We start from the raw sequence: 23,723 nt of genomic DNA on the forward strand, positions 1-23,723 counted from the left end.
CAACCGAAGGTCTGAGGGTAGCCGGGATGATGCGGAGCATAGTGATTTCCAGCTCTTGTTTACGCAGACAGAGGAACAAGTTGTGGACAATCCAACGGCGCCTTCCGATTGGTCGAAGGTTGATGGAATCGACGAACTGGTTGAACTGGCGCTCAACCTTCACTGGTCCTGGAACCATGCTGCGGACCAGCTATGGGAGGCGCTCGACAAAGACCTTTGGGCAACCACGGAGAATCCTTGGGTTATCCTGCGCACCGTCTCTCGCGAAAGAATCAAGGATGCCTTGGGTACGCCGGAGTTCCGCCAGACGCTCGACAGTCTACTTCAGCAGAATCGAGACTCGTATCGGGCAGACGCGTGGTTCCACCACAAGCATCCGGTCAACGCGCTTACCACCGTCGCCTACTTCAGTATGGAGTCCATGCTGAGTGAAGCCTTGCCCATCTATTCTGGTGGACTTGGTAACGTAGCCGGCGATCAGTGGAAGGCAGCGAGCGAACTAGGTGTTCCGGTCGTTGGAGTCGGCTTGCTTTACGGACAGGGATATTTTCGTCAGGACTTCGATTCTGAGGGCCGGCAGCAGGCACTTTATCCAGTGAATGATCCGGGGCAGTTGCCGATCCGGCCACTGCGACAACCGAATAGCGAGTGGTTACGGTTGCAGATTCAACTCCCCGGCCAGAATTGTAGCCTGCAACTACGCGCCCGCTAGAAGGAAACTATGGAGCTTGCGAAGCACAACTTCTTGTAAGACTTCGATCATCTCGTTTACCTACTATGCCCATGCAAGAACCTACTATGACATCTTCATATCGCATCAAACCAGGGTGCAGGGCGATACCTTCCCTGTCTATTACAACGCCCTAAATCCGCAACAGAACACATTCTCGCCCCAGAGAGTTGGATCAGGTGCACGCTGTCAGAGGATGCCCTTTTCGGATTAATGAAGTTAACAATCCTCTTTCTCGCGGTATTGTCAGGCTAGCAGTAGTTCCAAGATTTCGTTGTATGACCACGTCGAAGCCCGATCCATCCTAATCCTGGCTTCGTTTCAGAGCACTGCTTGGGTTCCTTGAGTTCAACTTATTGGTGTCGCAAGGTAAGTCTGCACAATTGCATGGCCTACCTCTACGACTTCCAAACCGATTTCTCGACGGCTCATTTGCTGCCAAGAAGAGCAAGCATCGTTGTAATGACAACGTTTGTGTCGTCAGGCCCTTTCACCGGGATCGACACCACTCCGACTTGTTCCGCCGGGTAGTCGTTTCCGCCAGGGAATAACGCGTCGCCGATATAGACCATCTCTTTCAACGAGACGTGAAGAATGTCCCGCAGTTTGCCTATCCCATACGCTTTGTCAATTCCAGGCTTGGTTACATCAATTGATGTTGCTCCACCCATGCGAACGGAAAACTCCGGGATCAGAGTCGCCAGGATCGCTGTAATTCTCTTACGCTTGGTAAAATCCGGATCCCACTTTACCTTTTCCGCCAAAGGCGCCTGCTGGCCCAGCGCGGAGAACGTCACCTGGCTTCCGCGGTCCTCAATCACGCTTCCCCAAACATTGTCGGCGTGATAGCCGGCTTCGGCCGCCGCATTCTTCAGAGCGTCGATGATCTTCTTCTTTTGCTCCAGCGTGAGGTCCTCAGAATAGAGCTCCACCCACTTGTCTTTGTATTGAAAGAATTTCGTTCCGCAGGTTGGAAGCAGGCACAAATTCGCGAGACGGCTGTCGTACGGTAGATCGGTGAGTAGCTGCTTTTCAAACTGCGTCCATGCACCCCCAGAGATTACTGCAACTTGGATAATCTCCAGGAGGTCGCGCAGCAGACAGGCGGTCGTCGGAGCCAGAGACGATTTGCTTGGCGCAAGTGTGCCGTCCAGATCAAACACGATAAGCTTCTTCATTTATCTCCCAATCTGAGATCCCCCGCACTAACGTTGGCCGCGTGGTCGAGGGATCGCGATTCCTGTCAGATTTGTCTCGGACACTATCCGATACGACGGCAGCCTCCGCCATAATCGATAGTGTTTGCTTGGGTCGAGGCGGAAGGGGCCCTGCGGTGTTTTGTCCATAGCTTCGTGAGCCATCTCACCATTGCGGAAATAGTTTGGCAGATTGCCACCTCATAGCACCGGTTGTACTACCTGGTTATCAGGACAACTGTACGGCACCTGCGGCTGAACTCAATTCGGAGCGCTAGCAGGCATCGCCGGCTGCCGATGACCGCCCGGTACCATCGCGAGATCATCACTCAAGACATAGATTGTGAGCGCGACAGCCATAAGGGCAGCGCCAGCCCAGAAACGCCAGTCACGATGCATCCGTCTCCAGTATGGACCCGGATCTGGCTCACCCTTGGCGCTCTGATTTCCTTCATGGTTGTGCTTACTTCCAGTCATTTCGCCTCCATCTGCTGGGAGTATTCGCCACGACGCGCAGCCTGATTGCAGCGGGCTCGATCGACCAAGACTTGCTGGGCCGCCACGACGTTGCTCTCGCAACCTTTCCAAATCTCCAAGGCGGGCTGCTGTATGGCGCGCGCAAACGAAAATGCCAGTGCCCACGGCATTCGCGACTTGAACGTCACGTTCATCGTGTTCAGACGGGCTGAGGCCAATTCCGCAGGCTGACCGCCAGAAAGGAATGCAATTGCCGGCACCGCCGCAGGGACCGCTCGCAGAAAGCAATTCACCGTTGCGTCGGCCACCTCCTCTAACGATGGCTCAGTCGTGCAGGCTAGTCCGGGAAGCACCATATTAGGCTTCAATATCATCCCTTCAAGAACTACCCTTTGCGCGAAGAGTTCGCTGAAGACGGTGCGCAACACTTCGTCTGTGATTTCCCCGCACTGCTCCAACGTATGGTCGCCATCCATGATGACCTCAGGCTCAACGACAGGAACAAGGCCCGCGTCCTGACATAGAGCCGCGAAGCGAGCCAGAGCGTGTGCATTGGCTTCAACGCATCCCCAACTCGGAACCCCATCACCGATGGCAATCACCGCGCGCCACTTGGCAAAGCGTGCACCCATTTGAAAATATTCCTCAAGGCGGTCGCGCAGTCCGTCCAGGCCTTCCGTGACCTTTTCACACGGATGGCCCGCAAGATCCTTGGCTCCTGTGTCTACTTTGATACCAGGCGTAATGCCTGCCTCGATGAGGACTTTGATAAACGGGGTTCCGTCGCTCTTCTTCTGCCGAATCGTTTCGTCATAGAGAATTGCACCGCCTATTGACTCACCGAGTCCTGGAGTGGTCACAATCAATTCACGGTAGGCTCTCCGAGCTTCGACAGTTTGCGCAATGCTGAGTGCTGCAAATCGCTTGTTACAGGTAACGTTGCTCTCATCCATCGCAAGCAGCCCTTTACCATCGACGAAGAGCAGCCTCGCGGTATCTTTCAGCATTTGCAAATTCATTCAAGCCAACTCTTTTCCTGGTCGTGTGCTTGTTCGGTTCTGGATATCTAGGGCGCCGTCGTCGCGACGGCACCCTCGGTATGACCACTATTCATCTGGATTAGCCAGCGACTGCCAGACCACGTGGATTGTGATATGGGCCTCTGAAAATTGGGCTGTGCCCAGATCTGCCTAGTCCTACATGGACGTAGTCAGACGAAGCTAACTACTACAGACCGTTGTGAGCAATAAGAGCGGGACGGAGTGAACGGCAGGGTGTGACTCTCCGACTCTGTATTAGCTTCTGAATCTCAATTCACCGAATTTCCGCTTCGGTCCAACAGCAAGGATTGGCGCCGAGACGCTTCCCCCAAGCGAAACTGAGTAACATTGCATCCCGTCCCTACCTAAGGTAGCTTCTCTCGAATCTATTACGAGTTGAGTGTTCCACGCGGGCGTGCTGAATACTGGTCAATAGGACTCCCGCAAATTCAATTGAACTGGAGCGGATCGCAAGAAGCCAACTGGCTGGATGTGCAATCCGGTACAGCAATATCACTCTTCAATGCCCACACTTAGCCTTGCTTTTCTTCGCTACAAGACACACCTTAAGCCTTGCCGTTGCTGCAATGCGTGCTGCACCACCTAAAAGCATGACATTTTGGAGGTAACATGATCGATGAAACGATGCGAAACGTTGGGACCATGTTGATTACCCATCGCGAGAGTGGAGAGAACATTTCCATCCCTCATATTCTGAAAGAAGACCAGATCAAGCAAATCTACCGGGATAGAGGTGCGGAGGATGCTCTCGATGAAGCCGAAGAAAATGAGGCTGCCGAAGAAGAGGAAGACGATAAGGCAGAAGAGGAAGATGAGGTAGTCCGGGCCGCACAAGCAAACCGGCATTAGCCTCTTTGAGTCAAAGGAGACGATGAAGAAGTCTTGCGCAAGTTGTCCTCTGCAAACTCTCACCTGCGTGAGCCTTACCGGGTAGAACAGCGTGGTATGCGGAATGGGGACAGAATGTTTCCGTTTGATACATCGCAACCACTCGACCTCAGCACTGCATGAGGTCTTTTTTACAAATGCCCGTAACCCACACGATTATGGATAAAAGAAGCGACTGTGACTCGTGCAGTCCTCGATCAGGTTTGAATTCACGGGGCAACCACCGCTTGCACTTTATCCCCTTAGCTAATACAAGGCAGCCACTTTGCCGGACCAGGTACCTCGGAACTGAGTTCAAGACGGTCAAAACCACGGCATCTGTAAACACCAGCCAAGACGAGCCAAGTAAATGCGAAAAGACCGATGACGTCGTAGCCCAACAAACCGAAATCGTTGTTGAGTTTGCCCACCATAATCCAAAAAGTTCCCGTTAGATGGAACTGATTCGCGAACAAGCCAAGTGCCTCGATTCCACCCACAATCAATGCGACTATAATCGAGACGAATCTGATAGTCATGTTGTAGTAAAGCTTGCGAATAGGTTTCACAAATGCCCATCTGTAAGCACCCAACATGAGTAGACTATCGGTCGTATCGATCAGGGATATTCCAGCGGCAAAGAGCGCAGGAAAGACCGTGATCGTCAACAACGATAGTCTCTTAGACGCTTCTACCGCGAAGATGCCAAGCAGACCAATTTCTGTGGCTGTATCAAAGCGAGGACTGAACAAAATACCGAGCGGATACGTGTGCCAGCTGCGCCGGATCATGCTGAAAATAGGCCTAAAGAGGCGGGAAAGAAAGCCGCGGCTGCTCATCAGCAGATCGAAGTCCTCTTCGACGTACGGTTCTCCGCGTCGAACACGCACAAAGGCCTGATAAATCGAACGAAGGACAATGAAATTCACGATCGCAATTACGATGAGGAAAAAAGTGGACACCAGTGTGCCGATTATTCCTCCGATTTCCTCGGCTGCATTTATGCGAAAGTGCAATGCAAGTGCCGTTGCGGCAATTACGCTGGAGCCGACCGCGACGACTGTGGGATGCCCGAGCGGGAACATGAATCCCACGGCCACAGGGCGCTTACCCTCGTGCATCAGTTTCCGTGTGACATTGTCGATCGCCGCAATATGATCGGCATCCACTGCATGGCGAAGTCCAAAGATGTAGGCAGGAAGGGCGGTGCCCAAAAGGACGGGAAAACGGTGAGAGACGGTGAGCGCCCAGCACCAGGCCGCCACGTTGAACACCGCCAAGGTACCATCAATGACAATCACCTGTGCTTTGATACTGCCCGGCTCATCGTTGAGCAGAGTCCGCAACGATCGATTCCATTGGGCTTCCTTGGGTCCATGGTCGTCATCGCTTGAGCCGCCGTCCCATTTCTGGCATGGCGCGCTGGACTCGGGGTGGGATCAAGCATGTCAGGTCTTGAGGCGTTTCCATTGAGCAGTTGATCTTTTCTTCTTACATCGAACGGAGCATGACTTTCCTTTCAATCAACTTGGCTTATCTTGGCTCGGTGCGGGCCAATACGTATGTGAACATCGTTAGTCCGTGGATGCATTACGAGTTCTAAAGAGCCGCTGTCAGCAGATTCTCGGAAGCTGTTCCCCGGACATCATGTCGAGCACGCGGTTACCACCGATCCGACTGCGCAGGGTGACGATACCGGAGCGATGATCGTAAACAGTTCCGACGCGCGACGCACCCGCCGAGACAGCTTGCGCTTGCAAAATCGTCAGCGCCCGAGCCGCATCTTCATCAGCCACAAAGACTGCAAATCGGCCTTCGTTGGCTACATACAGTGGATCGAGACCGAGCAGTTCGCAAGCACCGCGAACAGTATCCGAGACTGGGATGCGCGCTTCCTCTATGGTGATGCGAAGGCCTGTAACCGAGGCGATCTCATTGAGGGCGGACGACAAGCCTCCTCGGGTCAAATCGCGCAGGCAATGGATCTCTATACCGGCTTCGAGAAGCGCCTCAACGGCGGGCCATAAAGAAGCTGTGTCGCTGCTGACTGGGCCTTCAAACTCGAGACCCTCGCGCACGGACAGGATCGCGATTCCATGAGCGCCAAGATCTCCACTCACCAGTACAGCATCGCCTGTGCGAACAAGTTCCGGACCGATTGAGTTGGGTGTGACGACCACGCCGATGCCGGTCGTGTTGATGAAGATCCCGTCGCCTTTGCCTCTGTCCACCACTTTCGTGTCGCCGGTTACGATAGGCACGTTGGCAGCCAGTGCCGCATCGCGCATGGAGTTGACGACGAGGCGAAGGGTTTGCATAGCAAGACCCTCTTCGAGGATGAATCCGGCACTGAGTGCGATGGCCCGGGCACCACACATCGCGAGATCATTCACGGTGCCATTGACGGCGAGGTCGCCGATCGTTCCACCAGGAAAGCAGAGTGGCTGCACGACATAGCTGTCGGTGGTCATCGCAAGCCTGGCTCCGCTGATTGCAAGCAGAGCACCATCGTGGCGGCCATTGAGAGCGGGGTTTGAGAAAGCCGGAAGGAATACTTCCTCAATGAGTTGATGGGTAAGCCGCCCGCCACCGCCGTGAGCGAGCAGAATCCGCTCAGTGGCCGGTCGGGGCAAGGGACACGAGAGAATCGACATCGTGCTTTCTCCTTCCGAAGTGAAAGTAGGCGGCGCACGCGCCTTCGGACGAGACCATGGGCGCACCGAGCGGAGCTTCTGGCGTACAGCGAATGGCAAAGGCGGGACAATCGTAAGGTCGTCGCAGACCCTGCAGGACAAGCCCGGCGATGCACTCAGAGGGCTCGGACGCATCCTCAAGATGGATTCCAAATCTCGCTTCGGCATCCATGCCGCGATAGGGATCGCGCAGACGCAGTCCGCTTGCGGGAATTTCACCTATACCTCGCCACGCGCGATGCGTGACCTCGAACACTTCGGCGACGCGTGCCTGCGCCCATCGGTTGCCTTCCTTTTGCACTGCGCGCGTGTACTGGTTCCCTACGTCTGCGCTTCCGGCTTCCAGCTGTGAAACGAGCATCAGCACGCCTTCGAGAAGATCCAGCGGCTCAAAGCCTGTTACAACAATCGGAACTCGATATTTTTGGCTGATCGAAAAATATTCTTGGTATCCGGTGACCATGCAGGCGTGCCCCGCCGCGAGGAAAGCCTGGACCCGGCATTGAGGCGCCGCAAGCACAGCCTCCATTGCCGGTGGCACCAACACATGCGAGACCAGCATCGAGAAGTTGGAAACCCCCTCGCGCGCGGCCTGCCAAACGGCCATGGCATTCGCCGGCGCAGTGGTTTCGAAGCCAACGGCAAAGAACACGACTTCGCGAGCCGGATTGGAGCGAGCGAGTTGCAGCGCGTCGAGAGGCGAATACACGATGCGCACATCGGCGCCGAGGGACTTGGCGTCGAGCAGGCTTTGCGTCGAACCTGGTACGCGCAGCATATCACCAAACGAGCAGAGAATTACACGTGGCAGGAGCGCGGTAGCAACGGCCCGGTCGATCATCGCAACAGGGGTCACGCAGACAGGACAGCCGGGGCCATGTACGAGACTGAGGAGTGGCGGAAGCAGCTCTTGTAAGCCGCTCTTCACGATGGTGTGTGTCTGACCGCCGCAGACCTCCATGATGGTCCATGGCCGGGTCGTGGCGCGGCGAATCTCATGCACCATGCGCTGAACGCTATCGTAGTCGCGATATTCATCGAGGAATTTCATCGGCTTTGCCCGGCCTCCTGCATCTGCAAATCCTCAAGCAGATCGAGTTCTCGGAGCGCATCGAAGACCCGCTGCGCCTCCTCTTCGTTCACGATGGACAGTGCAAATCCGACATGGACCATTACGTAATCGCCCACTCGCGCGTCAGGGGTGTAATCGAGGCAAACTTCTTTGCGGATGCCTCCGAAGTCGACCTTACCTCGACGCAGGCCCAGATGCTCTTCGACGAGTATCGTAACGATCTTTCCAGGCACAGCCAGACACATGGTGCTTCTCCTTAGTGGATCGTTCCTGCAAGCACAGCCTGCCCCAGGGCCAGGCCGCCGTCATTGGCCGGGACGAGACGGTGCGTAAATACGTCGAACCCATCCGCCTCAAGTAGCCGCCGAGAGCGGCGTGTGAGATAGGCGTTCTGGAAGACGCCTCCGCTTAGCACGACATTACGAATCTTCGTGATGCGTGCAACGGCAACAATCCAGTCGGCGAGAGCATTGTGGAACTTCGCGGATATGAGTCCAAGAGCGACACCGTTCACTCGATCCGACTGGATGTCCTGCACGAGTGAGGACCAATCGCCCACTCCATTCGCAACACAGATCCCATAGGCCTCGTCCGTTTGGATCTGTCCAATCGCATTCTCAAGACACATGGCGGCGTGTCCTTCGAAAAGATTTCGCTCGGCGGCACCGGTGAGAAATGCCACCGCATCGAAGAGTCTTCCAACGCTTGAAGACTCCGGGGCATTGATCTCGTGCTCCAGCATTGCCGCAAATTGGGGCAGGATTGATTGGCGAGCCATGGTGGAACCAAGTGCCTTCCACAGAAGTCCCACTGCTGGCCGCGAGCAATCGAGCATAGCGGCTTCCCCTCCAGGTAGCGCGAATGGCCGAAGTGAGGCCACGCGCTCGAATCCATTCTGATCCGAGACGAAGAACTCGCCTCCCCATATCGTTCCATCCAGCCCAGCGCCCGCGCCGTCCCATGCTACGCCGAGATAAGGTACGCTCAGACCATTTTCGGCAGCGCAAGAGGCGACATGGGCGTGATGATGCTGAACCTGCACGAGCGGCACGCCGGCCATGCTTGCGTACCGCTTAGCCCACTGGGTCGAAGCGTAATCCGGGTGAGCGTCGCTGACAATCACTTCAGGCCGAAAACGATAGAGCTTGCAGAGATCGTCGATGGTTCGCTCGAAGGCTTCGCGCGCCTCAGGCGAATCGAGGTCGCCGATGTGTTGACTGAGCCAGACCTGCCTACCGAATCCGATTGCCACGGTGCTCTTGAGATGCCCTCCTACGGCCAGCACGGGACGCAGTTCGTGGGGAACCACCACTGGGAGCGGCGCGTACCCGCGAGCTCGGCGCAATAGATGAGGGCGATCAACCAGTCTTACGACGGAGTCGTCACAGGCGCGAGCGATGGGCCGGTCGTGCAGAACGAAGATATCGGCCACGTCCTGCAAACGAGCGAGGGCTTCGTCGTTGTCGATTGCAATCGGCTCTCCGGCGAAATTTCCGCTCGTAGCGACAAGGGGAAATGGATGATGCGCCATCAGCAAATGGTGCATGGGCGAACACGGTAGCATGACGCCAATACGGGAAGAATGCTGTGCCACCTCAGGCGCGAGATCGGTAGGTCCCTTGGGTTGAAGCAGGACAATCGGGGCTGCTACAGAACGGAGTAGGCTCTCTTCTTCTGCAGTGACCTCAGAGTAGAGGCGAATACTTTCCATGGACGGCATCAGCATGGCAAACGGTTTGTGATCACGCTGTTTGCGCTCGCGGAGGCGAACCACCGCAGCCGAATTACGCGCATCGACCAGCAACTGAAATCCGCCGATGCCTTTCATCGCGATAATCTTGCCTTGCGCGAGTGCGTCTGCGATATCCGCAAAGAAATTCGAGGACCCGGACCCGGCCGGAGATAACCAAAGTCGCGGACCGCAGGTAGCACACGCATTCGGTTGCGCATGGAATCGGCGGTCGTGCACAGAACCGTATTCGCGGCGACACGACAGACACTGCAGGAACGTCCGCATCGTGGTGTTGGGCCTGTCGTACGGTATGTCCATCACTATCGTGTAGCGTGGTCCGCATTGTGTGCAGTTCGTGAAGGCATAACCGAATCTGCGATTCTCTGGATCAAGTACTTCGGCCCAACACTGAGAGCAGGTTGCGATGTCCGGGAGAATTGCGGCGAGTTTTGGGCTGCCCGCGGAATCCTCCTCAACGCTTGGAAGAATCTCAAAGCCGGAGCTTCCGTTGGGAGCGACTCGAAGTGTCTCTTCCGAAGCGACCACAGCGGCCGAAGGCGTTGCCGCCCGGAGTTGGAGCAGAAACTCACTCAGTCGCTCCGGCTCACCCTCGATCTCAATCTCCATGCCAGCGTTGGTGTTTCTTACCCATCCGCTAAGCCTCAGTCTTTCCGCAAGGCGATAGACCGTCGGACGAAATCCAACACCTTGAACAGCGCCTTGAAGGGCGATGCGAAGGCGTTCGGTTTGGGGTGATATGACTGAAGTCACTTATGCACTCGCCATCGCCGCGAGGGCGCGAACTTCAACCGCTTGCTTAAGCCAGTTCGTCCAGGCTTCCATCCCCTCGCCCGTCTTCGAAGAAAGTGCAAAGATCATTGCCTGTGGGTTCACCTCTCGTACATTCTTTGTGAGCTCTCTCAAGTCCGCGCCGGAGGCTTCCGCGAGATCGATTTTGTTGATCAGGACCACTTGCGCTTTGTTGAACATGACCGGATATTTCTTGGGCTTTTCCGATCCCTCCGCGACGCTGCAAACTACAACGCGCAGACCCTCGCCCAGGTCGAACGAGGCAGGGCATATGAGGTTGCCAACATTCTCAATGACCAGCAGATCAAGGTCGTTGACGGGGAATGCATCGAGCGCGCGTGCGACCATGCGTGCATCCAGATGGCATACCGTTCCCGTGGTGATCTGGTGCGCACGCACTCCAAGGGCCTGTATCCGTTGGGCATCAAGGTCGGTCTGTAGATCGCCCTCGATTACCGCGACTCGAAACTGCCCGCGAAGCGATTTGATGGTTGCCTCGAGCAGTGTCGTCTTACCCGCACCGGGCGCGGACATCAGGTTCATTACCAACAGTCCTTGAGCGGCGAATACTTCGCGGTTTGCGGCTGCAGTTTGTTGATTTGCGTTCAGCACACCGGTCTGAACTGAAATTCGTTCTGGCACTGACTCCATACTGATTCCTCCTTGTTTGAATCCACTTCGATGTACTCGATCTGAAGCTCTTCGCCCGAAACGATCTCGAGCGGGAAGCCGCACTGCTCGCAGATAAGGCATACTCCACGCATGGGTTGGGTCGATGCTTCGCAGACCGCGCAACGCACGACCATTCGCACCATCTCAATATCGAGTTGGGCGTCTCGAGCCAGCGTTCCTTGACGGCAGATTTCAAACGCGAACTGCAGTGCCTCGGGAACGATCGTCGTAAACGTGCCGAGGCGCAGCTTGATGACCTGGATAGATCGCGCGTTTTGTTCACGAGCCTTCACTTCAGCGATTTGGACAATGTTCTCGGCGATGGAGATTTCATGCATTTGGTTGGAACACCTCATACCACGGCGGAATATTCAGACTGTCCCGCGTGCAGCCACCAAAAGTTGGGTTCCACGGGAAACTCCCGAAGGACGCAACCGATGCCACGTCCCATCAACGACTGCGCAATCATTGCGGCAGCGCGTGAAGCGGTGCTCCACACTTCTTTGCTGATTGGCGCGGCGAATTCGCAGGACTCGGGATTCACGCCAAGGATGATAAGTTCCGACGGAGCATGACCAGCTAATCGGAGGTGCGCAAGCGAGTCCCACAGGCCTGGATCGTGGCCGGTAATGCGCAGCTTCGCTCTTTGCGAAAGAAAGTTTTCCTCATGGAAGATCGAGAGCGTTCCCCTGTCTGTATCGGAATGGACCGTATCGACGACGATGACGAGTTGCTTGTCGTAAAGGTAGGGTGCGAGATCCAGCCCCGGTGTGCCCAGATCGAGGACTTCAACGCTCGCCGGGCATTCATACGCGCAACGGAAGGTCTCGATCGCAAGGGGGCCAAACCCATCGTCGCCGAGGAAGACGTTGCCCAGTCCGATTATGGATGTGAGGTTCATTGGACCTTCACTTGAGCAATCTGCTTTCCATTGGCGTCCAGCGTATGGCAGGAACATGCCATGCACGGATCGAAGGAATGAACGGTACGAAGCACCTCCAGCGGCTTCTCCGCTTCGACGACGGGTGTTCCAATCAGCGAACTCTCATAGGGTCCGGGCACACCCTTTTCATCACGCGGGCTGGCGTTCCAGGTCGTCGGTACGACCGCCTGGTAGTTGGTGAAAGACCCTTTCTCGATGACCACCCAGTGCGAGAGCGAACCGCGCGGAGCTTCATGCATGCCCATGCCCATGATCTCGCCGTTAGGGAACTGGGGCGCATTGTACGTGGTGTCGTCGCCGTTCAGTATGTTGGTCGTCAGCAGCTGGAGATGGTCCAGTGCTAGGTCGGACAGAATAGACGACCGTATGGCGCGCCCAAGATAACGGCCCATCGTCGACTGCAGATCGTCGGGCGTCACCTTCAGTCCGTTGACTGCGGCGATGCGGTTAAAGGCGGTGTCCGTCCACTTGCGCGTCTTTGCGTGGCCCGAGGCATAGCCCACCAGGACGGTCGCAAGCGGGCCCGTTTGCATGGGGCTGCCGTTGTAGCGCGGCGCCTTGACCCACGTGTACTTGGCATCTGCGTTGAAGTCGGTGTAGTCGGGGATCTGCTGACCTTTGTACGGAGTGAATTGACTTCCCTGATACCAGGCGTGGGTGTTGTCCTCCGTCACGGCTTTGCGGAACTCTGGGTCCTGCCAGTTGACGATCTGCCGGACAGAGGCCAGATTGCCGTTCATGATTACGCCCCCGGGAAGATCGAACTTACTAGCCTTCGCATCGAGCGGAAGATCGGGCACGGCGAGATAGTTGGCGACTCCTCGTCCAAGGTGCAGGTACTCCGGATAGTAGGCTGCCAGAAGGCATGTATCGGCTAGAAAGACCTGTTGCACGAAGGGGATCAGGTCTTCGAGGATCTCCTTCAACATGCCGAGCCGGTCCATGTTCATGGTTGCCAAGCTGTTCAGGTTGATCGCGTTCATCACCCCGCCTACAGCAAGGTTCTGGATGTGCGGTGTCTTGCCGCCGAGAATCGCAACGATCTGGCAGGACTTGCGTTGGAAATCCAACGCCTGCAGATAGTGCGAAAACAGAATGAGGTTCACCTCTGGACTGAGCTTCATCGCGGGATGGCCCCAGTACCCATGCGAAAAGATGCCCAACTGTCCGCTTGCGACGAGTCCCTTGACCTTCGTCTGGACCGCGGCAAGCTCCTGCCGCGAGTTGCCTGTCCATGAGCTGTACCCTTCGGCGATCGACGCCGCCTTGGCGGGATCGGCCTTCGGAATCTGCAGGATGTCCACGAAGTCCAGCGCGGACAAGTGATAGAAGTGCACGATGTTGTCGTGCAGCGCATGGCCGATAAGGATGAGATTTCGAATGTACTGAGCGTTCGGCGGAATTTCAAGTGAGAGAGCATCCTCGACCGCCCTCACCGAAGCTACCGCGTGCACTGTGGTGCAGACACCGCAGAAGCGTTGGGCAAAGACCCAGCCCTCACGGGCGTCGCGCCCCCTCAGGATGGTTTCGAGGCCTCGCCACATCGTGCAGCTGGCCCAGGCCTTGTTCACGACGCCGCTGTTAACCTCGACATCGATGCGCAAATGGCCTTCGATGCGGGTAACGGGATCAATTGAGATACGAGCCATCAAACTCCTTTTTCTAGCACTGTTGTTACTGTCCGCAACATCGCTGCCGGCGAGGTCGCACGGCGCTTCCAGCCAAATGGGCGAAAGGCATGATCCCAGGTGCTGGCCTCGCCGGGCAATACGGCGAAGTAGTTGATCGCGAGCACGAATGCCACGATACCCAGAGAGATATAACCAACAGCCATCACCAACTCGGGCACCGACGGAAAATAGCTTGTGCTGCGCATCGGCGCATAAGCGATCGAAGTGGGGATGAAGCGGTACAACATGCCTCCCAGGCAGGCCAGCGCGGACATATTCAGCAAAGCGCGCGGCGTTTCACGAACTCGCCGGAATCGCAGAGTAATGGCCGGAGTGAGTATCAGCGAGGTCTCCAGCAGGAAGAGCAGGCTCATCTTGTTAAAGGCAAACGCGGAATGCAGTTGACCTCGCCATATCAGGTCAGTGGCCCGGATCGCCAGGAAGAGAATACATACGCCGGAGAGCAAATTCGCAAGCTCCGATAGCACGCCACGGTCAAGCTTGCGCGCGTAGCGCAGGCAGGCGATCAGCAGTAGCAAGATGGTGAAGGAAAAGCCGCATAGGGCAGCGGCTACTAGATACAGCCATGGCATTGCAGGTGACTGCCACAGCGGATCGATCTTATCTCCCGCTAGCAGCAGTAAGCCCCCCAACGAAGACTGATGCATGAGCGGGATTACGTACGCGCCGACGATTACAAAGGGATACACCTTGCGGATGCTTGGCGAGACGTGACGCAGAAACGCACGGGCCTTCTCATTGCCCGTGTAGTAGAGGCGCTCAAGGAAGAGGGGCAAGATTTCGAAGGTTAGAAAGACAGCGCAGTAGAGCGGCATACAGATGGAAATTTCAAGCATCGCTGATTCGCTGTTCCAGCGCCACGGCATTGCAGCGCTATAGAAGTTCCACGGCCGCCCAACATCGAAACCCAGCGCAATGAGGCCGGTCGCATAGAAAAGGAACCCTGAGACCAGAGCGGTGCGCATCACGACATGCAACTTCTGCCGGTTGAACACCCAAGCCGCCATCCCAAGCGCAAGTGGACCGGAACCAAGCGCAGTCAGGGTCATCACATTGAACGTCTTCCATATCCCCCATGCATACACCGAGTTCATCGCGGAGAATGGCCCCAGCGGCGAGACCAATCGAATGCCGGCCAGCACGAAGCCGAATGCTGCCAACCCAATCAGGAACGCCAGCAGCGGTGTCAGCACTGGCCCTGTTGTAACTGGCACGCCAGCCTGCCAATGATTGATGAGGGTTGTGCCTCGATTGTCCGAGGTTACAGAATTGACTGTCAAAGGTGGGCTGGTCATAGCTGGTCGGGAAACCCCGTCTCCTTTTCGTGTTGCAGCCTCTCCAACTCATGCCGATTCCAATTGCGTCGAATCGCGAAGCCCAGAACTCCTGCCATCAGGATCGGGCCGCCGAGCCATTTGTAGATGATCGAGGTCACCTTCGTGGCGTAATGTCCGAGTGAGGTTGAGCCAAGCTTAGGAAGGCCTATCTTTTGAAACGAGACGCTCGAAAGATAGAGCACCTGCGTTCCGCCGGCCTCATGCTCGCCGTAGACGCGATTCTCGTAATACTTATCCGGCGCCGCGGCGATGCGTCCCTTCGCCTGATCCAGTAGCGCGTCCCGCTTGCCGAAGATCACCGCACCTGTCGGGCAGGCCGCCGTGCAGGCCGGCTCGAGATTTTCTTTCAGCCGCTGGTCGTAGCAGAACTCGCATTTCACGATCTTTGGATTCCACGCTTCCCACTGAAACTGCGGAACTTCAAACGGGCACGCGACCTCACAGTAGCGGCAGCCGATGCACAACGAGCTGTTCCATGTCACTGCGCCAAGACCTACCTTCTTCAGTGAACCAAACGGGCACCCGCTGACGCAGGCCGGGTCGAGGCAGTGCATGCACTGTTTCTTGACGAACGCGAACTCGTCCGACTTCGGATCCCGATAGAGCTCAATGATGTTCTTGGTCTTCGCGTTGAGGCCAGTCGGCATGTCCCAGATGCCGCCCGAAAGAAGTGTATCGGCAGGCAGGCCGTTGGCCTCATTACACGCGGGCATACAGGCTTTGCACCCGGTGCAGATGGTGCTGTCGTAGAGCATTGCGACGGCATCGGAAGGCGCGACGGGATGCGCTGGATGCTCTTCAGTCGAGGCATCTGCAGGCATCGGTAAGACAGCGCTAGCCACGGTGCCGCTCAGGCCAAGCATAGCCTTGAACGCCTGCCGTCGAGTGAGTGGGGCCGTTAGGATGTTCATTCGCCTGTCCCTCTATCTGAGTTGGAGCCCGGTGCGCTCTCATCGTCTTGTTTCTTTGAGAACTGCCGGGAGGCGACGTAGCCGCCAGTTGCCAGCACGCCGACTCCCAGGCCGACCAAGCCTGTGGCCAATGGACTGATCGTTCCTCGTGTAGTCGTGATGGGCGCATAACTCGTCGGGGGAGCTGCGGTGGTGTGGATCTGCACCACCTGGAACATAGGAACCTTGAACGCCACCGCTTTCTCCGTGCAGCCGATACACGGTGCGCCGATGCCAATCGGCCACACATCGGGAATCTCATTGAAGTGGCGAGTCGAACAACCCGCATGAGTGTCTGGGCCCTTGCAGCCCATTTCGTAGAGGCACCAGCCTTCGCGATGTCCCGCGTCGCCATAGACCTTCACGAAGTTGCCCGCGTCGAAGTGCGCTCGGCGAGGGCAATGCTCGTGAATTTCGCGATCAAACGCGAACTTGGGCCGGCGTTGTTCATCGGTTTCGGGAAAGGTCCCATCCGCTGCATACTGGAGCACCACGCCCAGCATCGTGTAGGGGTTCGGAGGACATCCCGGAATGTTGATGATCGAGTGGTCTGGCAGCAGATCGGCTACACCTACCGCTCCGGTAGGATCCGGGTCTGCGGAAGGTATGCCGCCCCACGAGGCACAGGAGCCGATCGCGATGATCGCAGCAGCTTTGCCACCGATGTCCGCAAGAACATCCAGCGCAGGCCGACCAGCGAGCTTCATGTAGATACCTTGGCCCTTTGTCGGGATTGACCCTTCGACAACCAGAATGTATTTCCCTGAGTATCGCTGTACGGCCTCATCCAGCGCCTGCCGTGCCTGCAAACCAGAGCCAGCCATCAGCGTCTCATGGTATTCAAGAGAGATCACGTTGAGGATAAGATCGGCAAACCCAGGGTGCGAACTCTGTAGGAGCGATTCGGTGCAGCCTGTGCAGTCTTGAAAGTGAAGCCAGATAATTGGTGGGCGAACCACCTTCCCCAACACCGCGGCAACTGCCTCAGGACTCGGTCTATCGGTCAACGCCAGGCCGTAGGGCGCAGCAACCATCAGGCTGGTGCAGAACACCAGAAACGACCGGCGGCTGATGCCACACTGCCGCAGCCGTTCGTCAATCGACTCAAGTTGTGTCGCGGACGGGATGGGTGTTCCGAGCATACTGCCGCCTTGTCCGTAGCCAGTGCCTTAGGTTAATCCGAACAATCCCCTGCGCGACTGTGCACTATAGCTCATTACTCCTTAGCGATATCTTCAGGGCGAGAGCGAATCTTATGAGCGATACTGCACAGTCTTGAACTTCGGCCTAAGCCATGATTCGAGGGTTGAAGCGCAGCGCGTTAGCCGAGGAATTTGTACCGGTGGGGCGTCCTCAGTGCGACAGGATCCGATCGCTTAATTACGGACACTGTAGAAATAAGCGAGGCTCCCATGCCGAATGCGAATTCGTTCCGCGAGAATTGGCTTCGTCCATTCTTCTTTTACGGCAACAACTGGCTGAGTCTGCTTGGCGGTGCAATTACAACGGCGTCGGGGATGGTGCTGGTCGGCTTCTGGGTCATCAGCGTCTTTGGTCACGGCGGCTCGTCGAATCCCTATCTCGGCATCCTCTTCGATCTGCTTCTGCCGGGCGTCTTCGTTCTCGGCCTTGTGCTCATCCTGATCGGCATTCTCGTCCGCCGAACCTATCTCCTCTCAACCGATCAGGTGCCGTCCTTCTTCCCGGAAGTCAGCATTCGTGATCCTGTCTTCCGGCACGGGCTTGATTATGTCATCGTTGCAACCTTCATCAACTTCGTCATCGTCGGTATCGGCTGTTATCGCGGCGTCGCATACATGGACACGGTCTCCTTCTGCGGTGCTACATGCCATGTGATGGCTCCTGAGAACGCGGCCTACCATGTTTCATCGCACTCAGGTGTAGCCTGCACAGAGTGTCATGTTGCGCCGGGAGCGGCTGGCTACGTCCATGCCAAAGTCAATGGAGTCACACAACTTGTTATGGTTCTGACCAACCACTATCCCAAGCCGATCATGGCAGACCACAAGGTACCGGTCGCGCGCGTCACCTGCATGAACTGCCATAATCCGCGGGTGGAGATGGGGGATAAGCTCCTTGTTACACGGTCTTTTGCCAACGACTCCGCCAATACGCAAAGCTCCAGCGTGACGGTGCTGCACATCGGCGGTGAGGACGGCCTGGGCCATCTGAGCGGCATCCATGGCGCACATTTGGGCAAGATCGAATACATCGCCACCGACGCTACCGACCAGAATATTCCGTGGGTTAGGAAGACCAACACCGATGGCTCCACAACGGACTTCATAGCAAACGGATCATCCGTTCCCACTGACGGGCAGACTCGCGTCATGGATTGTATTGGCTGTCACAACCGCGCTGCCCACTCCTTCAATACGGCGGAAGGTGCGTTGGACAAAAGCATGGCCCATGGCAGTCCCAATGCGTCTTTGCCCTTCCTGCACAAAGAAGGTCTTGCCCTGCTGAACGCGAAGTACGACTCAGAGGATGAAGCAAAGGCCCACATTTCCTCCGGTCTGATCACGTTCTATCGATCACAGTATCCGGCGGTTTGGGATACTCAGCGTTCACAGGTCGAAACTTCTGCCAATACTCTCGCGGAAATCTACGCGCACAATGTCTTCCCGTCGATGCACATTCGCTGGGGAACGCATCAGAACAACATCGGCCACACCGACTCCGCAGGGTGCTTCCGTTGCCACGATGGAAATCACACCAGCAAGTCGGGCGTGACGATCACGAACGACTGTTCGATATGCCACAACCTGATCGTGTCGAACGAAACACATCCCAAATTGTTGACCGATCTGGGGATGCACTAGGTGAATTCGGGACAACCCATGAGGGTGCCGCTCCAGACTCAGCTTGAGATTGGATACCTGAACACTTCCCGCAAAGCCTTCTGGCGGCGGTTCAGGAAGTGACGTCTTACAACATGTCAAAAGATCGAGTCGAACCTGTGGGGTGTAGCCTACGGCAGCAACACGACTTTTATTCCGCGCCAGCCCAACCTGGATCATTAGCCGTACGTGAGAGTACAGACGCAGGCTTCCCTTGCGTCAATGAACCTCCTAGGAACTTATTGAAAAAGGTTCGTCATGGCAACGGGTCTGTGCGTCGATGACCAGCTGGAGCAACTTCTTGCTGAAGTTGCTCAAGCGACTCATCTCCGCTTAGCTCCCTGCGCGATCCTTTTGTTCGGCAAACAAATCCCGCAGAATCACGCCCGGTCCCTCTGGACTTTCCAACTCGGATCCGTGACTTCTCGACAAGCGGAGATTTGACAGTGGCGGCACACGAAGACCTCGACACTGTTCAGCAAAGCTGCACAAATCGGATCAACGAGTTGTTTAGCATCTTCCCCCAGCAATCGATGCATCGCCTCAATCGCTAAATCTCAAAAGTGACAGGGATACCGGGTGCGAGTTGCTGGAATCTCTCCTCCAACCCGACTGCGCCAAACGCTGTGACGAGATCCGCCTGACTTTGCTTGTAATGACTCCAACCCAGATTGTGCACCGCCGTGATCCTGGCGTCTGGCATCGCTACCGCTGCTTCGATGGCATCATTGGTGTTCATCGAAACGTTGAACGGCCCCCTGGGCTGAGCGGCGCCAGCAAATAGCACCGCCAGTTTCACTTGGAATCTGCGCGCGATCTCTGCAACGCCGGAATACCACACAGTGTCACCGGATAAGTAGACGCATCCTCCGCCATCGATGGAAAGGATGAACCCAATCACTTCGCCATTGACTCGCTCAAAGCCAGCCGGACCGTGCCTCGCCGGCGTTGCGGTGATCGTCAGGATCCGACCATCGGCAAGGGGTAGCGTCGTGCTCGACCACGGCTCAAGTCCCAGCGTGTTAGCTGCGAGCCGTTCCTCCGCTCCCTTGGTTGAGATCACAGTTGCGACCCTGGGAAGGAAAGCCCGACCTGCCACGTCAAGATTGTCGCCATGGTGATCATGGCTCAAGAGGACCGCGTGAATCGGCAGAAGAGCATCCGCACCGATCGCGGGAGCATTGAACTTTTGTCGCTTGGGCCCCCCAGTGGTATACACCTGTGGTGGATCGAAAGTGGGATCAGTTAGAAGACGCAAACCACCTATCTCGATCAGGAGAGTCGGCCCATCAATCAGCGTTAGTGTGACTTGGTCTAGCGTCATGTTTGAAACCACCTTAAGAAGATAGAGATCAGCACAAGATGCCAAACGGTTCCACTGGCGAAACCGTAGAGCACCCTCGAGCGCTGACTCTTCCCTACACTAAGAACATCACGGGCTGTTTACTATCACACTCTTCCATTAGCACATGAACAGAGCACAAGCGTTTTCACAGTTGCTCTGCCGCTTTCGATCTGCAAAGAGATCTCCCGTCCGCCGGCCTCGCGGGCATACGCGCCGTGAGCAACATCAAGTTGCGGCGGTCTACCGCACGATAAGTACCTCACAGAACAAATAGCTCCTATAACTGACATCTTTCAGCTTCTTGCTCCGGCACTCGTAAAAGAAACACGTGATTGCAATCACACCAGAGGCTGGATACTGTGACGTTCAAAGCTTGGCTGCGAACCCAGGCAGACAGAGTCAGGATGAAGTTCTCTTCTTTCGGACCGCGTTAAAGAGCTACCGGTCTTGCGTAGCTCTAATCACCGAGCTCTGTCTGGTATCAGACAGACAGGCCACACTCTTACTGGGTGATCGCACCCATAAGCACTCTGGAAATGGAAGGATGCGCGATGGTGGACCTCCTGAGCATAATGCTTTTTCTGCTGCAAGCCTACCTGTTGCGTGGGTGTGCGAATGGCGGGCGACGGCTCGCTGCGGCTCATAACTCCAGCGGCAAGTACGGACGAGCGAGCATACAGCGTAGTCAACAGACAGGCAATACCGAGTAGTGCGGTCGAAATCACTGGCAGGAGTAAAGGCTATGATCATTGCGAACAGTCATGAAGTGGATGGAGACAGTATGCCGGCTGCTCTTCAAGCAGAGCAGGTGCTGATCTTGCTGGCAAAGAACGGAGACAGCGCAGCGTATGCAGAGCTCTATAGCCTCCACGCACGGAATGTCTTTCGCACAATAATGCGAATCACCGGTAACCGGGAGGACGCGGAGGATGTGCTTCAGGACGCCGCGATGAAGGCACTCATCCATCTCAGCGGATTTGACGGCAGATCAAAGTTCTCGACCTGGCTTACCCGGATTGCTATCAACTCTGCTCTGATGATGCGACGCAAGTCCAGCAATCGACTCGAAGTGTCGATTGACCAGGATTGCGAATCAGACTCCTATGCGAACTTACAAGTACCAGATCACGCTCCCGATCCTGAGCACTGTATGCATCGTGCTGAAAGAGATCTTCAACTGCATCGCGCAGTGAAGCGGTTATCGGCAACTTTGCGTCTACCACTCGAACTCCAGCTGGCACGCGACTTATCGTTAAGGGAGCTTGCAACACAACTGGGCATTTCCGTACCTGCAGCCAAGTCGCGACTGTTGAGGGCTAGAGACAAAGTCCGAGGGTCCCTGATCAAGACAATGCGGATACATTCCAACAACCATACTGCGGCTCCTTCCAATCTGCGTGTTCAAAGAATCGGAAGAGTTGAGAGTGCTTAATGGAAACACGTGATAGACCAGACTCACTTCTGTCACTAGATTCGGGTTGTTAAGTTTCCTCGCCCAATGTTCCATGGCAGTCAGCGTTCAACCGCTTAAATCCATGGCTTAACAGGATGAAAGCTTGAGATGGACCGAACACAACGTCGCATTCGCTTGATATCAACCAGGAGATGAGTCGATGACTGAAAAAGAGTCAACAATTTTGATGGGCGTGGTGCAGGCAGGCGGAGAATATCCCCTATTTGCTGCAGGCGACAAAGTGAGAATCCTGCGTCGCTCTCCCATTGGCCATTTTCGCGTACCGAACTACATCCGCGGCATGAATGGGACTGTTGAGAGCGTGATCGAGCCCAAAGCGCTGAACAACGAAGAAGAGGGCTTCGGCAGAAATGCAGGCAACAAGCGCCACTACTACCGCCTTTCCATCGGAATGAAAGAACTGTGGCCGAACTACGAAGGTTCGCCGAAAGATGGGTTGCGCATTGAAGTTTTCGAGACCTGGCTGGAAAGGAGAAATGAAGATGAGCCTTCATACGCATGACCACACGCCTGCGCCGGATCTCGGTGAAGTAGTTCCTGGCTATTACGAACAGATGGAAATAGCGCTCCGGGAATTACTGATTGAGAAGAAGCTGATCGGTCCAGGCGAAATTCGACGGCAGATCGAAGTTTTAGATTCACGTACACCGGCCCTCGGCGCCAAGCTGGTAGCACGCGCATGGGTAGATGAGGATTTCCGGTCTCGGTTGCTCGCGGACGGACGAAAGGCGTGCGAGGAGTTAGGCATTTCGTTCTATGACGACACAGGTCTCATTGTGCTTGAGAACACAGATCACGTGCACAATTTGGTCGTCTGCACTTTATGTTCGTGCTACCCGAGACCAGTCTTAGGCTTGCCTCCGGACTGGTACAAGCTGAAACCCTATCGAGCACGCGCCGTAAAGGAGCCGCGATCGGTTCTCGCCGAGTTTGGCACCTTCATCCCGGAAGATGTAGAGATCCGGGTAAGCGACTCGACTGCATTCCTCCGGTATCTTGTGCTTCCTCAGCGCCCTGCCAACACTGAGGATTTTACAGAAGAGCAACTCGCTGCTCTTGTTACCCGGGACGCGATGATCGGCGTCATTAAAGTTGGAGGCCCGGCAGAAACGGAGAAGACACAATGACACAGACCGCTGATCTGATCCAACAGCTACCTACGGAATTGGGCGGACTTGATGCAGGTCCCATCGTTCGCGTGGAACATGTGCTCGAGCCTTGGGAGAAACGCTGCCACGCTCTCGCAGACGTGCTTGACTTCCACAAGATCATCAACACTGAGGAGAAGCGTCGCGGCATTGAAGCGCTCGGGAGCGAGATCATCAATAAGCTCACGTACTACGAGCGATGGGCCGTCACATTTGCAAACATCCTCTTCCAAAAGGGCATCCTGACGCCCGAAGAATTGGCCCTGAAGATGGACGAAGTAGCAGCTCGATACGCCGACACTACAGAATGCAAATGAGAACAGCCTCACAGACCGCGAAAGGCATCTACAAATGAACATCGACCATGGGCTTACCACAAAGAGGATGGTGCTGGGGCACGTGGTCATGTGCCGAGGCTGTTGCTGCGGTGACGTGAACAAGGGCAAGCCCGATGTACCTGTCGACTGGCTAAAGTCAGAGTGGCGACGGCGGGGGTTACTCAAGAATATCCAGCTGACGATCAGCGGATGCCTCGGGCCGTGCGATTTATCGAATGTAATGAATATTTCGAGCGGCGATCGAACCATCTGGTTGGGAAATATTCGAGATACTTCTCAGTACGAAGCCATTCTCGAGTGGGCTTCTCAAAGCCTGGATGCAGGTT

General features: G+C 55.9%; 22 protein-coding genes. 7 read left to right on the top strand and 15 right to left on the bottom strand.

Annotated elements, in window-relative coordinates:
* Positions 1-82: 82 nt before the first annotated feature.
* A complete protein-coding gene (locus AC5S27_RS18710; RefSeq protein ID WP_493936076.1) occupies positions 83-712 on the top strand; it encodes a DUF3417 domain-containing protein in 630 nt (209 codons plus the stop codon).
* 446 nt (positions 713-1,158) lie between these two features.
* On the opposite strand, the gene AC5S27_RS18715 is transcribed toward AC5S27_RS18710, so the two are convergent.
* Both AC5S27_RS18715 and AC5S27_RS18720 read right to left on the bottom strand, forming a co-directional pair.
* A complete protein-coding gene (locus AC5S27_RS18715) occupies positions 1,159-1,908 on the bottom strand; it encodes an HAD-IIB family hydrolase (RefSeq protein WP_493936077.1) in 750 nt (249 codons plus the stop codon).
* Between the two features lie 491 nt (positions 1,909-2,399).
* Positions 2,400-3,410, bottom strand: coding sequence for a class I fructose-bisphosphate aldolase (locus tag AC5S27_RS18720; RefSeq protein WP_493936078.1), 1,011 nt, complete (start codon positions 3,408-3,410; stop codon positions 2,400-2,402).
* 663 nt (positions 3,411-4,073) lie between these two features.
* On the opposite strand from AC5S27_RS18720, the gene AC5S27_RS18725 reads away from it, so the two are divergent.
* Complete coding sequence (locus AC5S27_RS18725; RefSeq protein ID WP_493936079.1) at positions 4,074-4,313, top strand: hypothetical protein; 240 nt, start codon at positions 4,074-4,076, stop codon at positions 4,311-4,313.
* A 281-nt stretch (positions 4,314-4,594) separates the two neighbouring features.
* Here AC5S27_RS18725 and AC5S27_RS18730 read toward each other — a convergent pair whose 3' ends face one another.
* The 12 genes from AC5S27_RS18730 to AC5S27_RS18785 form a co-directional block, all read right to left on the bottom strand.
* Positions 4,595-5,677: a HoxN/HupN/NixA family nickel/cobalt transporter gene (locus AC5S27_RS18730; protein ID WP_493936080.1), complete on the bottom strand. Its 1,083-nt coding sequence runs from the start codon at positions 5,675-5,677 to the stop codon at positions 4,595-4,597.
* 267 nt (positions 5,678-5,944) lie between these two features.
* Entirely contained in the window at positions 5,945-6,985 is a 1,041-nt protein-coding gene (gene hypE, locus AC5S27_RS18735; protein ID WP_493936081.1) for a hydrogenase expression/formation protein HypE, read from the bottom strand.
* Positions 6,945-8,075 (bottom strand): hydrogenase formation protein HypD, encoded by a 1,131-nt coding sequence (gene hypD, locus AC5S27_RS18740; protein WP_493936082.1) that lies wholly within the window; start codon positions 8,073-8,075, stop codon positions 6,945-6,947. Before hypD ends, hypE begins: the two co-directional genes overlap by 41 nt.
* Positions 8,072-8,341, bottom strand: coding sequence for a HypC/HybG/HupF family hydrogenase formation chaperone (locus AC5S27_RS18745; protein ID WP_493936083.1), 270 nt, complete (start codon positions 8,339-8,341; stop codon positions 8,072-8,074). Before AC5S27_RS18745 ends, hypD begins: the two co-directional genes overlap by 4 nt.
* 11 nt (positions 8,342-8,352) lie before the next feature.
* Positions 8,353-10,599, bottom strand: coding sequence for a carbamoyltransferase HypF (hypF, locus tag AC5S27_RS18750; RefSeq protein WP_493936084.1), 2,247 nt, complete (start codon positions 10,597-10,599; stop codon positions 8,353-8,355).
* The gene (gene hypB, locus AC5S27_RS18755; RefSeq protein ID WP_493936085.1) at positions 10,600-11,289 is read right to left on the bottom strand and encodes a hydrogenase nickel incorporation protein HypB; all 690 of its coding nucleotides are present in this window, start codon (positions 11,287-11,289) and stop codon (positions 10,600-10,602) included. It lies immediately after the preceding gene.
* The gene (hypA, locus tag AC5S27_RS18760) at positions 11,244-11,648 is read right to left on the bottom strand and encodes a hydrogenase maturation nickel metallochaperone HypA (protein ID WP_493936086.1); all 405 of its coding nucleotides are present in this window, start codon (positions 11,646-11,648) and stop codon (positions 11,244-11,246) included. The genes hypB and hypA overlap by 46 nt, the downstream gene beginning before the upstream one ends.
* A 14-nt stretch (positions 11,649-11,662) precedes the next feature.
* Complete coding sequence (locus AC5S27_RS18765) at positions 11,663-12,211, bottom strand: hydrogenase maturation protease (RefSeq protein WP_493936087.1); 549 nt, start codon at positions 12,209-12,211, stop codon at positions 11,663-11,665.
* Complete coding sequence (locus AC5S27_RS18770) at positions 12,208-13,902, bottom strand: nickel-dependent hydrogenase large subunit (protein WP_493936088.1); 1,695 nt, start codon at positions 13,900-13,902, stop codon at positions 12,208-12,210. Before AC5S27_RS18770 ends, AC5S27_RS18765 begins: the two co-directional genes overlap by 4 nt.
* A complete protein-coding gene (gene nrfD / locus AC5S27_RS18775) occupies positions 13,902-15,158 on the bottom strand; it encodes an NrfD/PsrC family molybdoenzyme membrane anchor subunit (RefSeq protein WP_493936089.1) in 1,257 nt (418 codons plus the stop codon). Before nrfD ends, AC5S27_RS18770 begins: the two co-directional genes overlap by 1 nt.
* 77 nt (positions 15,159-15,235) lie before the next feature.
* Positions 15,236-16,192: a hydrogenase 2 operon protein HybA gene (gene hybA, locus AC5S27_RS18780; RefSeq protein WP_493936090.1), complete on the bottom strand. Its 957-nt coding sequence runs from the start codon at positions 16,190-16,192 to the stop codon at positions 15,236-15,238.
* Positions 16,189-17,373: a hydrogenase small subunit gene (locus tag AC5S27_RS18785; protein WP_493936091.1), complete on the bottom strand. Its 1,185-nt coding sequence runs from the start codon at positions 17,371-17,373 to the stop codon at positions 16,189-16,191. The genes hybA and AC5S27_RS18785 overlap by 4 nt, the downstream gene beginning before the upstream one ends.
* 270 nt (positions 17,374-17,643) lie before the next feature.
* Between AC5S27_RS18785 and AC5S27_RS18790 the strand changes: the two genes are divergently transcribed.
* Positions 17,644-19,074, top strand: a complete 1,431-nt coding sequence (locus AC5S27_RS18790) for a NapC/NirT family cytochrome c (protein WP_493936092.1) — start codon at positions 17,644-17,646, stop codon at positions 19,072-19,074.
* Positions 19,075-19,642: 568 nt separating this feature from the next.
* On the opposite strand, the gene AC5S27_RS18795 is transcribed toward AC5S27_RS18790, so the two are convergent.
* Positions 19,643-20,416 (bottom strand): MBL fold metallo-hydrolase, encoded by a 774-nt coding sequence (locus AC5S27_RS18795; protein ID WP_493936093.1) that lies wholly within the window; start codon positions 20,414-20,416, stop codon positions 19,643-19,645.
* A 763-nt stretch (positions 20,417-21,179) separates the two neighbouring features.
* On the opposite strand from AC5S27_RS18795, the gene AC5S27_RS18800 reads away from it, so the two are divergent.
* The 4 genes from AC5S27_RS18800 (at position 21,180) to AC5S27_RS18815 (ending at position 23,376) form a co-directional block, all read left to right on the top strand.
* Positions 21,180-21,869, top strand: coding sequence for an RNA polymerase sigma factor (locus AC5S27_RS18800; protein WP_493936094.1), 690 nt, complete (start codon positions 21,180-21,182; stop codon positions 21,867-21,869).
* Positions 21,870-22,050: 181 nt separating this feature from the next.
* Positions 22,051-22,413, top strand: coding sequence for an SH3-like domain-containing protein (locus tag AC5S27_RS18805; RefSeq protein ID WP_493936095.1), 363 nt, complete (start codon positions 22,051-22,053; stop codon positions 22,411-22,413).
* A complete protein-coding gene (locus AC5S27_RS18810) occupies positions 22,394-23,038 on the top strand; it encodes a nitrile hydratase subunit alpha (protein WP_493936096.1) in 645 nt (214 codons plus the stop codon). The genes AC5S27_RS18805 and AC5S27_RS18810 overlap by 20 nt, the downstream gene beginning before the upstream one ends.
* On the top strand, positions 23,035-23,376 hold the full coding sequence (locus AC5S27_RS18815) for a hypothetical protein (protein ID WP_493936097.1): 342 nt from the start codon (positions 23,035-23,037) through the stop codon (positions 23,374-23,376). The genes AC5S27_RS18810 and AC5S27_RS18815 overlap by 4 nt, the downstream gene beginning before the upstream one ends.
* Positions 23,377-23,723 lie beyond the last annotated feature (347 nt).

This window comes from Acidicapsa borealis (assembly GCF_059115245.1).